Origin of the sequence: Mesorhizobium sp. B2-3-5 (genome assembly GCF_006442395.1) — a bacterium.
GTDB lineage: Bacteria > Pseudomonadota > Alphaproteobacteria > Rhizobiales > Rhizobiaceae > Mesorhizobium.
On the sequence record NZ_VFVX01000016.1, the window covers coordinates 112,555 to 126,714 of the forward strand.

At 59.6% G+C, this 14,160-nt stretch carries 9 protein-coding genes; 4 read left to right on the forward strand and 5 right to left on the reverse strand.

Annotated features, from left to right (window positions below):
• Window positions 1-232: 232 nt before the first annotated feature.
• Window positions 233-964, forward strand: coding sequence for a sulfate adenylyltransferase (locus FJ958_RS19165; protein ID WP_140744741.1), 732 nt, complete (start codon window positions 233-235; stop codon window positions 962-964).
• A 109-nt stretch (window positions 965-1,073) separates the two neighbouring features.
• On the opposite strand, the gene FJ958_RS19170 is transcribed toward FJ958_RS19165, so the two are convergent.
• The 3 genes from FJ958_RS19170 to FJ958_RS19185 form a co-directional block, all read right to left on the reverse strand.
• Complete coding sequence (locus FJ958_RS19170) at window positions 1,074-1,730, reverse strand: class I SAM-dependent methyltransferase (RefSeq protein WP_181176438.1); 657 nt, start codon at window positions 1,728-1,730, stop codon at window positions 1,074-1,076.
• 365 nt (window positions 1,731-2,095) lie between these two features.
• On the reverse strand, window positions 2,096-2,332 hold the full coding sequence (locus FJ958_RS19175; RefSeq protein ID WP_140744743.1) for a hypothetical protein: 237 nt from the start codon (window positions 2,330-2,332) through the stop codon (window positions 2,096-2,098).
• Between the two features lie 1,278 nt (window positions 2,333-3,610).
• On the reverse strand, window positions 3,611-4,354 hold the full coding sequence (locus tag FJ958_RS19185; protein ID WP_246679650.1) for a hypothetical protein: 744 nt from the start codon (window positions 4,352-4,354) through the stop codon (window positions 3,611-3,613).
• A 354-nt stretch (window positions 4,355-4,708) separates the two neighbouring features.
• Here FJ958_RS19185 and FJ958_RS19190 point away from each other — a divergent pair, with 354 nt between their 5' ends.
• The gene (locus tag FJ958_RS19190) at window positions 4,709-5,488 is read left to right on the forward strand and encodes a glycosyltransferase family 25 protein (RefSeq protein ID WP_140744744.1); all 780 of its coding nucleotides are present in this window, start codon (window positions 4,709-4,711) and stop codon (window positions 5,486-5,488) included.
• A gap of 10 nt (window positions 5,489-5,498) precedes the next feature.
• Here FJ958_RS19190 and FJ958_RS19195 read toward each other — a convergent pair whose 3' ends face one another.
• Both FJ958_RS19195 and FJ958_RS19200 read right to left on the reverse strand, forming a co-directional pair.
• Window positions 5,499-6,602 carry a glycosyltransferase gene (locus tag FJ958_RS19195; RefSeq protein WP_140744745.1) on the reverse strand — a complete coding sequence of 368 codons (1,104 nt, stop codon included), beginning with the start codon at window positions 6,600-6,602 and terminating at the stop codon, window positions 5,499-5,501.
• A 90-nt stretch (window positions 6,603-6,692) separates the two neighbouring features.
• Window positions 6,693-10,475: a glycosyltransferase gene (locus FJ958_RS19200; protein ID WP_140744746.1), complete on the reverse strand. Its 3,783-nt coding sequence runs from the start codon at window positions 10,473-10,475 to the stop codon at window positions 6,693-6,695.
• Window positions 10,476-11,545: 1,070 nt separating this feature from the next.
• Here FJ958_RS19200 and FJ958_RS19205 point away from each other — a divergent pair.
• Both FJ958_RS19205 and FJ958_RS19210 read left to right on the forward strand, forming a co-directional pair.
• Window positions 11,546-11,863, forward strand: a complete 318-nt coding sequence (locus tag FJ958_RS19205; protein ID WP_210243456.1) for a hypothetical protein — start codon at window positions 11,546-11,548, stop codon at window positions 11,861-11,863.
• Window positions 11,864-11,953: 90 nt separating this feature from the next.
• Window positions 11,954-14,160 (forward strand): DUF4347 domain-containing protein (locus FJ958_RS19210; protein WP_140744748.1); only part of this gene is annotated, 2,207 nt, incomplete at its 3' end.

Here is a 14,160-nt window from a genome sequence, read left to right on the forward strand (position 1 = left end):
GATAGCGCTTCCCGACCAGCTCCCTGAAACTTCTCCGATCCCTCTCCAGCAGCGGCCGGTTCGCCCTCTAGGTCTCCGACCGCCAGACGCATGCCCACGGCAAATCCCGCGTGCTCAAGCCTCCATGGATCTGAACAGTCATTCAAATGAACGTTGGTGTGGTTCGTAAACCGGCTAAGCTCTGATCCGCAGGCAAATGACAGCTTGCTCGGAGACGTTTGGGCATTGCGCCATGATCATCGAGTTATTTGGGTCGCCTGGTGCAGGCAAGACAACGCTTCTTCGCGGCCTCTGCCGGGGGATGGCGAAACACGGTATCAACGTCAAGACAGTCAACGGGTATCGCCTGATCGAATACGGGTCGGCCCAGGATGACGGCCCGGAGGTGCGCCATGCCATCGGCCGTATTGGCAGAAAGATTGCCACCTCCGCTCCTGTCTTGCTGTCGACCTTGCCAAAGGACGGCGTCGCGTCGCGGCTTCTAGCATCAATCCCTCTGCGAAACCGCACATGGTCATGGCGCATGAAGGTCGACATCGCCCTGCTGTGCGAGACCTGGCATAAGGCAAAGGAATCGGAAGGCTATTTCATTTTTGAAGAAGGCCTAATCCAGGCTTTGTGTGCGCTGGTTGTGCTGGCGCGAACTCCAGGCATCGACATGGTTCGCGACTGCCTGACGTTCCTGCCGCGACCGGACCTCCTTGTCCATATCGATGCGCCGCAGGAAACGTTGCGCCGCCGTCTTATGGATCGCCATGCGCGGCAACCGTTCCTCGAGGTCCTGCTGTTCGAACTCGGCGTGGACAGGGGCTTGAAGCAAGCCGATATTTCAAGGGAGATCGCCAAGTGCTTGCGCTACGCAGGATGGCCCTTGATAGAAGTCAATGGCGCCGACCCTCACAATTTCGATGAGGTCATCACGCGAGTCATGGAAGAGCATATCAATGAGAGCGCCCTTGGGTGACCAAGGCAATCAGAGCTAAACCACTGGATCAGCCGGCAACGATGACATCTCGCGCTGGCGCCTATGCAGGCTCACCGCCACCCCGCCTAAATCGTGCTGCCCGCTGCGCTTAGTCCTTCTCCATGACAGTGAGGGCGTCGGTTTTGCTATCCCCATTCCATGGGAACGCCTGCTGTTCGATGATGGTCAGCCCGGCACGCGCACAAACATGCTCGACAAATCCCTTTGGCATAAAGTTCCGCCAATCGGGATTTTCCTTGAACTTTCCGGTTGGATTTTCCGAGTAGTTCGAATGATGAAGGAGAGCTCGCCCCCTCGGCTTCAAGACCGAGGCGACTTCCATGATGTACGACGCCACGGTCATTGGTTCGAAATGAACCGTCGAGTCGTAGCTGAAGACTGAGGAAAAACGCCCCTTTTCAAAAGGTAGGCTCTTGCCGTCCGGCGAAAGGGCCACTGTCACATGAGGCGCGTTTGAAAATCGTTTTCGAGCTAATGCGGTCGCGTCCACTGAAGTGTCGATTAACGTCAACCTCCTGCAGCGGCCCACGATCTGCGCCGAATGGCGGCCGGCACCGCTGGCTACGTCAAGCACGTCATCCAAATCCAAATATTGCTCAAAAGCCTTGCGAAAGCGGCTTTCCGGCGCCCAAAACAAAGCCAGAAACTCAGGCTTTTCGTATCGTTCAAAGTACTCATAGTCGAAGGCACCAATATTACGCCACGTATCGGCGACTGCTTCGTGGTCCGCGTCAGCTTCAGTCATGGTAAATCTCCTCATGTTCCTGGCACTTTCAGTTTATGAATTGCTTGGCCTTTGAGGGGACTTCGCCAGAAGGCGCGCCGGCGGCCGATCGACAACGGCCAGCTTTGTGGATTGCAACCTGCCCATCATTGGCTCTCATGGGCTTCCCAGCCTCACACAGGCGCCGCCGCCTGGCCTGCCCCAGCGATGATGCGCGTTCTGTCCAGTCGCGCCTTAAATAGGTCTTCATCGGCCGATGCCGGCATCCTTGAAATCATCCGCCATAGGCGCCGAAACCGAGCTTTTCATAGAGTGCGGTCTTGTCGGCCCCGCGACGTGAGAGGTCTCTCCACGTGACCGTGCGACGTTCATCCCCGCCTGCAACATCATCGCGGCGACACCTTACCCCGTGGTTTGGGGAGCCAGGCGATGCCGCCGAACTTGGCGTGTTCGGGCAGTAACACAATCCGCAGGGTGCCAACCTCGCCGCCGTTGATGGCGAGGATGTGAATGGCCCCCGCGTCGTTGGTATCCCGCTCCGCTGCACGTTTTGCTCGACAATGAACACTTTGCTCCGGGCCGAGGCCTAGGTCGGAGGGAATGGAGACCGGAAGGATCGTCATGTCGGAGATGGTGAAGTTAGGCCATGGGGGTATTTTCGCTGCCTTCACACCGCGAGGCCGCCCGGATCGCTTTCGATACTTATGACCCTGTGTCCCAGGCGTAGAGATCGTAGGTATACTCCCGGCCATCCATCACCTTTGCCGTTTCTGATCTAGAAGACGACGCAACTCCAGCCATTTGCCGCTCCGCTCCCCAGCGATGGACGGCGAGCACCGATCCATCGTCGCTTTCCGTCACGTGCAAAAGGTTTGAGCCGAAGTGGCCAAAAATATGTCGGTTTGCTGCCATCGTGGTCTCCGGCGAACAAACTCTTCCCAAGGCTTTGTCTTTACCGCTGGACGCCTATCGCATCGCCAACCGGTCTTTTCCGCAGGCGAGGCTGGTGTCGCCAGCACCAATAATGGCGCGGCAGGCACGCAAAAAGCCGGCCCGAATAAAACGCCTAAACCGGCTTTTGCTCTCGATTGGCGTAGAGGTCGCACTGGGCCACCTACTTTAAATTAGTTCTGAGAAGGCTCGATCAAGATCATCACCCCTATGACGATCACGACCGGCATGGCGGCGACAAAAGCCGGGATGACAGCAGCAAGCCGAATAGTAAGTTCGAGCCCGGCGAGCGGTCATCACCTGTGAACACCGAGCGGTAGCAGGTGAACTTACCTTCGCGCAGCGCCAGATCACTCGGTGCTTCATCGAACTTAGCACGGGTGGCGATACGTGCTCGATTGCTAAAATAGTGAAATTTTCGCCTTGAGTGCGTGAGGATGGAAGCAGGGTTGGGGGAGATGTATTTTCCTCAGTTTCTGGTCGGAATGCTGATGGCGTCGAGGGTTTGTCGCAACCTGGGCCTTTGCGGCCACAGGATCAATTTGGATGAGTATTGCCTGGACCCTAATCGCTGCGGTTCTGTTGCAGGTCGGGTATCTAGGGTTTGTGTTCAGGCTTGTGTATGGTCGCCGACGCCGCGAGCAGAAGAGGGAGGAGGCTGATCCGAACGCTACCAAACAAAGGCCCTTCCACACCAGCGACGATATAAGTAAGGCCAACTAACCAGTGCTGACTTAGGGTTTCTTGACCCTGTATAAGGTGGGTTCCCGTAGGGCCTGCACGGTAAAGCGGTGTACATACCGCACGTCGGGATCCGTCAGGCGATCAACGGAAGCCATGCGCCCAAGTTGGGGCTCGACCCTTAACAACAAGTCGCGCTCGATGCCGCAGGTCACTGCAGGCCAGCATGTCTCCGCTCACTAGATTTCCGCCACATTGCCGACGATTGGTTAGCGTCCCTGCCGGGAAGCAAGCAACAATTCCTGCAGCCGGATCGGCAGGTGCGGCGACGCATGCAATTCGGCACAGCTCCTTTTCCACAGTCGGAGATATTCGTCGATTGGAACCCTGCTGCGGCCAGGCCAGCGGTTGAGCGCACCCAGCCCTTCAATACACTCAGGCATGCGATCGTATTCGGCAAGCAGGATTACGGACATGGCCCGGGCGAATGGATTGAGGCCAGGTATTTCGATTTCGTTGCGATGAGCGGCGAACCACAGCGTAGCATTGCGCGTCAGCCCCTGCTGGTCTGCGAGCGCGCTATAGCCTCTGATTATATCCTCGCCATAGTTGCCAATGAGATCACCGAAAGCGTTGTCACCGGCGAAAGGCGGGTTCTCCTTCCAGTCTTTCGCCAAACGCCCAAGGCCACGCAGCGAGAACGCTTCGACCAGCGCTTCTTCGAGCCATTGGCAGGGCGGCGCCGGCTTGGCATCCGGCTGCCAACTGTTGGCGACAACATGGCCGAGCTCGTGCCCGAACTGGTAGGCGAGCTTCGACCAGTCCCGCTCGCCTATGTCGACAATGATCCACGCCATGCTGCTGCCGTCCGGATGCAGCCAGATCGCCGGCTGCCCGGAGGTGTGCTCGTCGACGCGGAGCCGTGAAGGCTGGTGATCAGAGAGCAGTCGGACGCCATCCAGACACGCGTATCGCATCCGTTCGACGACCTGTTGTGCCGCGTTCAGAAGCATGTGGCCCCAATTGCCCGCGAGCTCGATCGGGGCGGAAAGGAGGGGCGCCGAGGGGGCAGTTGGGGGTAGCGGCATAACTGCGTAGCTAAGGTCCAAGTTGGCCGAAAACTTTACTATTGCGGTAGCCGATCCTGCCGCAACGACGATGCCAACCGCCAACTCTCGCCGTGTCATAGACTCTCCGATTGCTGGAAGCAAATCATCCAAGCTTCGAGTCCGTCATTCGGGCATCTCGCCAGCTATCACCGAACCAGCTAGACTTAAAGTGCTTTCAAGTGAAGGCTTGGGTGCAGGCTGGCTCGCACGATGGAAAGTCAACGAGTGCACGGACCGCCGACAAAAAGAGGCTAAAACGTGATAGGGGAAATCCATGTAATCAACCTCGATCGAAGTGTCGGGCGAATAGACAAATTTCGCAAGCTAAACTCGCACTTGAAAAATATCCGGAGGTTCGCTGGGGTTGACGGTAAGTCTGTCGACCGCGAACAGCTGATAACAGATAAGATCATTGCGCCGAATTTGGACTACGCGGCGGGCAGCTTGGGTTGTGCCATCTCACACATACGGCTTTGGAGAGAAGCTGTCGGACGTCACAAAGTGATAACTGTTGCCGAAGATGACGCGATCTTTTCTTATCAGTTCGAACGACATACGAGCTCGCTCTTGTCGAATGTTCGAGGCGACTGGGACTTTATCCTGTGGAGCGCAAGCTTGCGTTGCTACGCTTGGCTAGACGCCCTTCCTGGCGGGATCGGTGCCAGGCTGGAGTTTTTTCCGGGCGACGTCATGACGCAAATTGCGGATTTCCAAGAGGCAGAAACCGAACCTACTCTGCTTCGAGCGCACTATCTGCTCGGCACCGTTTGCTATTCCGTCTCGCCTCGCGGCGCGCGGGCGCTCCTAGATTGGTGCCTCCCGATACGGCCGATGATCGTCGATTTTGCGGGCTTCGGACTAAGGCTGAACAATGCAGGAATTGACTGCATCATGGCCGGCGTGATGCCGTCACTCAAGGCCTACGTGTGCCTGCCGCCGCTAGTAATAAGTGACGAACGGCCAGAAGAATCAGTTCGAATTAATACTGATGAGGGCGGGCGGCTTAGTCTCGCAATTGACGATCTACCAGCTACATGAATAGTTGATTTCATCGGGCGGCCTCCACTCCAAGCGGTGCTACCCGATTCTCTTGGCGCCGCCGAACGAAGAAATCGAAGTTGTTTCTAAGACGCTCATTTGCGGGATTAAGCTCGAGCGCCATCTGCCCCCACTCCACAGCACGGTCCATCGCATTCAGGTGCCATGACGCGATGGCACCCAAATCAAACAGCCGAAACCCCCAGCAGTTCGGGTCGTCGAGATAGCTTCCGGTGCGGTGCGTCTTCTCGATCCCGTTGGTGCAAGCCCAGAACAGGTTCAACCAGTCGGCTCTGCCATGGAGTTCCTCTGCCAGGTCGGCCCAGATCTCGCGGCGATGCGGCGCTTCCATTCGTGCCTTATCCAGCCACACCAATCTTTGCTCAGGCTGCATGCGTGCGATGTAACGCATCGCCTCGGATCGTTCCTCGCCCCAGGTGCTTGTTGGCAAGGCAAGGTAGCGTTCAAGCAACTGGACGGCTCGATCTTGCTGGTTGGCCCACATTAGGTCCCGACCAAGCCAGAAACATATCTGTGCGTCGTCGGCGTCTTCCTTGTGCGCGACCTCCATCAGCGGCAAGTAGCTGCTCCTTGTTGGCTTGGCCAAGTCCTGCACCTCGAACATGACAATGTCATCGCTGGTCGCTGCGATCTCGCTTTCTCCGGTGAAGACCAGGGCCTCATGGACGGGGCGTTTGAAACGATACCCCCAGCGATGGTGAAAATTCTTCGTCGGCCATTGCCGCAATGGTGTCGGGTCGTCGACGCTCAATCTGTAGATCGTCTGACAATAGAGGGCTGTCGTTTCGGCTTTCCAGGCCGCCTCCAGCTTCGGGCGCCAGCCTGGTTCGAGAAACCGATCCATGTCCATCGTGCAGCATACGTCGACGTCGGTGGGGATGAGTGCCATGGCGGCATTGCGGGCATCGTCGAAGCGCCATGGGCGGACCGCTATCCGGTGCACGGTGACGCCAGCGTTGATCAACCGTGCCACCGTTTCGTCGGTGCTGCCGGTGTCGGCGACTATCCGATAGTCGGCATCGACAGCCGAATTTGCCCACCTCTCGACGTGTGTGGCTTCGTTCAAGGCGATTGTGTAGACCGCGACTTTCAAGCAAGGGCTCCGCCATTAGACGCAACCATGACCAGCGCACCCCCTATGCGGGTGGACTCGCCCGAACCCGTCCGCAATGCCCTGCTACCCTCACCGAACAAGGCCGACGCCTCCGCGCTTGCGGATCGCCACCAGACCACGGAGCAATTTTGCCCGGCTCAACTCGAAATGGCTATCGAAGAACAGGATTTCGGCAAACTGATCGGCGAGGTCGCTGATACCCACCGGGTCAATTGATCGTGCGGTGCGGTGCTGTTGGATTTCTCGCAGGAGATTCTTGGTGAGCGTGATTTTGCCGGCATCCTCGCCCGGCGGCTGCCAGTCGAGGTCTTCGATGAAATACCATCCACCCTCGGCGAGTAGCGGGAAGAATTCGCGCAGGGTCAGCTGCTCGTCAAACGAGGCATGGCTGCCGTCGTCGATGATCACGTCAAGTGAACCCGGTTCGAGTTTGGCTGCAACGGAGCGCAGATCCCCCAGCTTGGATTGGTCGCAAACGAAAGATTTGAACCGCTCATTATTCAGCTGAGAAAAATCCGTCAGGTCCACACCGATGACCTGGGCGTAAGGAAAATAGGCCTGCCACAGCGAGACCGAGGGCGTCTCTGTCTGGCTGCCTTCCGCCGGAATGCGGCACAGCCCAATCTCCATGAGCCGCCGCATGGAAAATCTTCGGCTCGACAGCAGTCGGTCGTAGGCGCGCGCGTAGGCGTGCCGGTTGCCCGTGTGCCGGTTTTTGTCGGTGTTGAAGCGATCAGCAAGATTCGTGAGCGTCGGGAAGCTGTGCAGCGGGTCGATCAGCAAAGAGATGAGCGGCACTCCTTCGCCGCTCGAGCGAGCCTCGTTCCGTGCCGTCCACAGATGTGTTCCGAAGACACGCTCATCATTAAAATAAACGCCTAATTCTGACAGTGGTTTGTTGAACTCGCTTATCTCGGTCCAGTCGATCGGATTAAAGAGCATCGGCCCAAACACCCATTCGCGCAGCTCGGCGCCTGCATCCGAAGCGATGTAGTCAGAGAGCAGCCTTGGGCCGATCTCGCCGAAACCCTTTCCGGTTTCACCGTAGAACCGCTCGATCGACATCTCGTAGAGCGCTCTCAAATGGTGGCTGTAGGCTTCGGCATAGATCACGTTGCCACAGACGAAGTGACCTTGGTCCCCGCCGCGCCACTGCAGATTGAAGAAGTAATCGCCCCGGAACGGAAACGGTCTCAGCATGACCACGTCGCAATCCATCCACAACCCGCCATGCTCGTAAAGCACGGCGTAGCGGAAGGCGTCGCTGAAATACCGGATCTCGGAGCCGGCGACGATCCGCTCGAACAAGGTGCGCGGCATCACGTCATCCGCGGCTCGTACCTCGATGCCGAGCGGCAGGAGGAATTCAAGCTTGTTCGGCGAGTAGCTCCAAACTCTCACGGGATGGCCCGCCGCACGCATCGACGTGGTGGCGGCAACCAAGGTCCGATGCTCCGCATTGTCGGACAGCACCTCGTAAAAGCAGTGAATCTGAGGCAGCGCGGCATCTCCCCTGTTTAGAAAGGGGGCGATCCGGCTATCGAAGGCTCGCGAACGAGCGCGACGCTCTTGCGGCGAATCCGCGAAACGGAGGAATGGCGCCAGTTCGAGAAGGATCTCTTCGGTACCCTTCGCTTTGCTCGAGAGGACAACGCTGCTTGCCACTTTCGAGAGCCCGCCAGGCCGGTTTGGATCGCCATCGTCGCGCGGTTCGGGTCGGGTGTACTTGGCAGGTTCCCTCCGCTGAGACTCGACAGGTTTCTCGCTAGCGTCGGACAACGGCTTCATGGCCGGTGCGCTCCAATCGGCCTCGCTCGTCGAGAAATGGTCTATGGCTTCCAGCAGCGAGCGTACCTCCGAAGCATCAACGATCGCGATCCACGACTCGTTCTCGGTGACGCCATACGAAATCAGCAGCCGCTCATGCGTCGGATGCCAGGTCAGACCGGTGGCAAACTCAAGCCCCTTCTTGTTGAAGAAGAACGGGCGGCTGATCTTCGCCAAGCAGCCTGCTTCGTCGAGCCAGATGAAGCGGTGCTGGCAGTACTGCTGAGCCTCGTTTGGCGGTGCGCGCGTCTCGTGGACGAGCGCCAGCCACCCTCCATCGAATGCAATCGCCTGCGTACCAGCTCTGAATTGGTCCGCAGCGACGGCAGGCGCCTTCTCCGACATCGTTTGCCCTTGTTCGCCGACGATGCAGATGGGATCGCCCACAGAAAAGAACTGCAGCCGCTCATGTTCGGTATCGATGCCGGCCGGCTTGACGAGGGGCATCCAGTTGTTGTCGTGGACCTTCGCACTCACCGGGCGAAGCAGACGCCGGTCGGTCAGTTGATACAGCGCATGCCCGCGGTCTTCTATGTGCGCAATAGCGGGTTCCCACCAGCTATCTGGCGCCGAAGCGCGCACGTATGCGATGCACCACAGTTGGTCCTTCCAGGTAAACAGACGCATGCCCTCAAATTCGCAGGGCCGGTCGTAAGCAGGTTGCGGCAAGTCGGCCGGCTGTGAAATCTCACTGGCCGACTCGATGCCGAGTTCATTATCGAATCGCAGCAAGAAATTGCGTGTATGGACCGCTGCGCCATCTGGCATTTGTGCTCGGAGACTTTCTTCGGCCCCCATCAAGCTCACCGTCCCCTGCAACAGCACAATCTGGTCGCCCCACCGAGTCAACGACGGATGTGACAGCCGGTAGCCGTCGGGGGGCGTGAAGCCGACCGGCTGCGCACCGAAGGATGGCATCATCGTCTTGGCGGGCTGGATGTAGAAGAACAGGTTGGACCGCGCCAGATCACGTGGACCATCGGCGATGCTCCGGTTCAGCGCCAGCCAGTTGCACGCCGCGAACCCGCGGTCCTTGCGCACGGGATCGCGCGCGTAATTTGCCGCAATTGCGTATTCCTCCTGCAGACCTGTGGTATAGATGAAATCCTCAAGAAACAGGATGTCTTGCTCGGGTCTCTTGATCGCCAGACCGGCTTCCGAAAACAGCACGCTTGCGTCATTCATGCCATTCTCGCGGTAGAACCGCGCGAGGTCGTAGAGCGGCTCGGCGCGTTGCGGGCGCTGATTGAAGGCAGCAAGAGCCTGGCGAATGAAGCCTGCATCGTCCCCGAGCTTTTGCAAGCAACGCGCCTCCTGCAGGCGCGCGTTCCATGCCTCTTCGTCCCAACCGCCCAACTTGGCGCGTTTGGCGTAGGCAACTGCCGCCTCCGCCGTCCGCCCGGCGTCGCGGTAGGACTGCGCTAGGTAAAACCAGTATCGATTGTTCTCCGGATCCTTTTCAAGCGCTTCCAGCAACAGTTTGATGTCGCGCTCGAACTTGTCGACCCGGTTCGATCCGCTTGCGTGGTCCTTGTACCAGACGCTCCGCAGCTCCTTCACGTTGCCGGGAACGTCAAGATATTCATGGGTCACGCCGTGGTAGCGCGCGCCAGCAGCGCGCTTGACAAGTCGGGTATTCCAATACGCGAGCCCGGAACCGGACCGCTGCAGCAGCCGGTAGCCAGGCCCGTCGAGCTGCGCTCGGAAGCCCGCGTCCTCGACGACTAGTTCCATGTCGGCGTCGTCAAAAAGAAGATAGTCATAGGCGAGCGACGAGGCATAAGCGTGATCGAGCGCTGCGTTGCGGGCCTGCTCGAAATTTTTGAAGGGGAACTCATGCAACTCGCCAGGCAGGTTGCGAGCGGCGAAGAACGCTCTGATGAAATCCTGTGTCCCATCGGTCGAGCCGGTGTCGCCGATGACCCAGCAGTCGATGTAGTCGACAACCGCCCCGAGACAGCGCTCAAGGTTCGCCATCTCGTTCTTGACGATCATGTTGAGGCAAAGGCGTTTGGAGCTTGTCATCTGTGAATTATCTGCTCTCGGTGGGACGATCCGCCAAGCTGACGCGGCGCCATTCCGCCATTCTTTGCGTATCGTAGGGAAGTTCGCGGGTCGTCCCGAGCTCCCATTGTTCACTGGCGTTCGGCGCAGTCCCAATCATTTGCCCAGCCACTGGAGCAGCCGAAATCCCCGGACAATTCCCGCCTACTTGACCGCCATTTGCCAAGCGCCGTCAAGATCGACTAAGCGGTAGCCGCGTCTACATCGCCTCTCCGCAATGAGTTGCGACGCTTGACCTCGATCACATTTTCAGGCTGGCGAAAATTTGAGGCGGGAGGTTAAGTCTAGGATTCTCAAACTATTTTTCCGAGTTGCGGTCCTGCAACAATTGCCCCTCAGTAGTTGGCGTCAGGTCGGTCCGCCACTTTATAGTTTACAAGTCGCTAATTTTCGAATTTACTAATATACTTACTGTTGAGGGGCCCCCGCACAGATGGTGGGTAGCTGGCATTCTGCGGGAAGTCGTGGGGAGTCAAGCAGAGGGTTCTGGAGTAGCAAGGCCAAATTCGCGGAAGTTTGAGAACGTGCGTTCAAAGGACGCGCGGCCGCGTAAGCGTTTGTCTTTTTTTGTTTGAGGCGGACGCGTTTCCATTCCGGAGTTCTCTCGCGCGTTTTCGCCGAGACATCGGCGTCAGTTGTGACGGGAGTGGGTCATGGATCGAGTGATATCACGTGCGTTTGCCGGGGAACGTCAAGCCCGCGACTTCGACAAGCTCGAAAAGTATCCGCAGCTGAGCGCCACAAGCGGCCAATTTGTTGCTGCAACCGGCAGTGGGCTGCCCCCTTCGTCATCAAAACAGTGCAGAGCTACTCGAGCCGTGTGTCGCCGTCGGGCGCTCGGCGTCTTCCTACTGGCCGACCAGATCCAATCGTCGCCGTCTGGAATGGCGCGGCGTATCACGGGCTTCGCGGGCGAGCTTTCGTGAGCGGCTGCGGCCAGCCTCGTCGGGCTGCGGACGCACGGCGGTTATTGAAAGTCAAAGGTCCGAGCAGGAGAAGCCGCGGCACAGCCGCCGCCAATCGGGGAGTGCATGATGAGCTACGCAACAGTGTCTGCGGCCATGGATGTCACCGTTAGGGGTGTTTTGCCCATCGGCGATGCGACCGCAAATGTAACCTATTTTATTCTGGACACCGCCAAGAGCGCGATCGTCGGGCAGGTCATTCTTCCCGCCGCCGTCAAACGAAGCCACGCTGTCGTTATCACCGTCAAGGTTCCAAGCACCGCCGGCTCACTTGACATCGGGACCTTTGACGATGGTGGGAATTTCCAGGCCGCCAGCTTCCTGCGGGTAGAGAGCCCCGCTGTTAGTCGCCCAGGCGGCGCTGTCGGGCCGTCCGGAAGATGACCGCCCAATCTCCTTAATCCTTACCGCTCGCCGGCAAAGCCGCCGGGCAGTTTCCGCTTGACTTGAATTCGAAGCCAACAGGAGCCAGTCATGGCCCGTGCCTCTGAAATTCTCTTTGTGGATCCTTTAATCTCCGATCTGAACACGGTTCTCGGCAACGTGCGACCCGAAGTTCGGGCTGTCGTCTTGGATGGCCGCCGGCCGGCGGCGCCGCAGATCGCTGCCATACTCGCATCGTACGAAGGGCTCGACGCGGTCCACGTCATCGCGCATGGCGCACCGGGCCGGATTACCTTCGCTGCTGGAGAATGGTCAGTCGGGACATTGAAAGAAGCGGCTGACGATTTCGCGGCAATAGGCAGGGCGCTTGCCGCGGACGGCGAGCTGCGGCTGTGGAGCTGCGAGACGGCATCAGAGGGTGCGGGCGAAGCCTTCATCGAGGCGCTGGGTAAGGCCACTGGCGCGGGCGTTTGCGCGTCTCGGTCGCTGGTTGGCGCAGCCGCTCTGGGCGGCGGCTGGGAACTATCAGCACACGCGGGCGCGTCCACGCCCCTGCCGCCGCTGACCTCGTATGGGCTGGCAAGTTACGCCGGGGTGCTTACGGCGGGTGATCTGACGCTCACCGGAACGATAGCAGCCGGTAACTCTAAAAGTATAAATACGTTCTATCTTATAGATACGACTGCAAGTCCGGCTGCGGTTGTCGGCAGCTTCGTTCTACCTTCTTCGACTAACAGCATTGCCTTTAATTTCGCCATAACGATAACAGTTCCTGATACCACTCACACCTATCAAATATATGAGAGTGGATTTAATCTATACGGCACACTTACGCCTGACGCGGGTAATACTTATACTTTTGCGACAGACGCCACCAATAACGGCCACAACGGCGATACCTTTGCTGGCGGTAGCCTTGCCATCACGAGTGCAGGCCCTCCGGGTCCGACCGGGCCCACGGGTGCGACTGGCGCCACGGGCGCCGGTTCGACGGGAGCTACAGGCGCTACAGGCGCGACAGGCGCGACTGGCGCCACAGGTCCGGTTGGTTCGACTGGCACCACCGGTTCGACCGGCGCGACAGGCTCGACCGGAGCCACAGGTTCGACCGGGGCGACTGGTTCGACAGGCGCAACCGGAGCCACAGGCGCGACTGGTTCGACCGGCGCCACAGGCGCGACTGGCGCGACTGGTGCGACGGGCTCGACCGGCGCCACTGGTTCGACCGGAGCGACAGGTTCGACCGGCGCGACCGGCTCGACCGGTGCGACAGGCTCGACCGGAGCCACAGGTGCGACTGGTTCGACAGGCTCGACTGGCGCAACCGGCTCTACAGGCTCGACAGGCGCAACCGGAGCCACAGGTGCAACTGGTGACACGGGAGCGACCGGCTCGACTGGCGCCACTGGTTCGACCGGAGCGACAGGTTCGACTGGCGCTACCGGTGCGACCGGGGCAACCGGCTCTACCGGCGCAACTGGCTCTACTGGTGCAACCGGCTCGACCGGCGCAACGGGTTCGACCGGAGCGACTGGTTCGACGGGCGCAACCGGAGCCACAGGTGCAACTGGTGACACGGGAGCGACCGGCTCGACTGGCGCCACTGGTTCCACCGGCGCAACGGGCTCGACCGGCGCCACTGGTTCGACCGGAGCGACAGGCTCGACCGGAGCCACAGGTTCGACTGGTTCGACCGGCTCGACTGGCGCGACCGGCTCTACAGGCTCGACAGGCGCAACCGGAGCCACTGGTGCGACTGGTGCGACGGGCTCGACCGGCGCAACTGGCTCGACTGGTGCGACGGGTTCGACCGGTTCGACCGGAGCCACAGGCGCGACTGGTGCGACTGGTTCGACCGGTGCCACTGGTTCGACCGGAGCGACAGGCTCGACCGGAGCGATCGGCTCGACTGGCGCGACCGGCTCTACCGGCGCAACTGGCTCGACCGGAGCGACAGGTGCGACCGGAGCGACTGGTGCGACCGGCTCGACTGGCGCGACAGGCTCTACCGGCGCAACTGGCTCGACTGGTGCGACGGGTTCGACCGGTTCGACCGGAGCCACAGGTGCGACTGGCTCGACCGGTGCCACTGGTTCGACCGGAGCGACGGGCTCGACCGGAGCTACAGGTTCGACTGGTGCGACGGGCTCGACTGGCGCCACTGGTTCGACCGGAGCTACAGGTTCGACTGGTGCGACGGGATCGACCGGCGCCACTGGTTCGACCGGAGCGACAGGCTCGACCGGAGCTACAGGTTCGACTGGTGCGACGGGCTCGACTGGCGCCACTGGTTCGAC

Bases quoted from the DNA above. Each gene is read 5' to 3' on its own strand.
- FJ958_RS19165 (WP_140744741.1), top strand. From the start codon at position 233: ATGATCATCGAGTTATTTGGGTCGCCTGGTGCAGGCAAGACAACGCTT.
- FJ958_RS19170 (WP_181176438.1), bottom strand. From the start codon at position 1,730: ATGACTGAAGCTGACGCGGACCACGAAGCAGTCGCCGATACGTGGCGT.
- FJ958_RS19175 (WP_140744743.1), bottom strand. From the start codon at position 2,332: ATGACGATCCTTCCGGTCTCCATTCCCTCCGACCTAGGCCTCGGCCCG.
- FJ958_RS19185 (WP_246679650.1), bottom strand. From the start codon at position 4,354: ATGCTTCTGAACGCGGCACAACAGGTCGTCGAACGGATGCGATACGCG.
- FJ958_RS19200 (WP_140744746.1), bottom strand. From the start codon at position 10,475: ATGACAAGCTCCAAACGCCTTTGCCTCAACATGATCGTCAAGAACGAG.
- FJ958_RS19205 (WP_210243456.1), top strand. From the start codon at position 11,546: ATGATGAGCTACGCAACAGTGTCTGCGGCCATGGATGTCACCGTTAGG.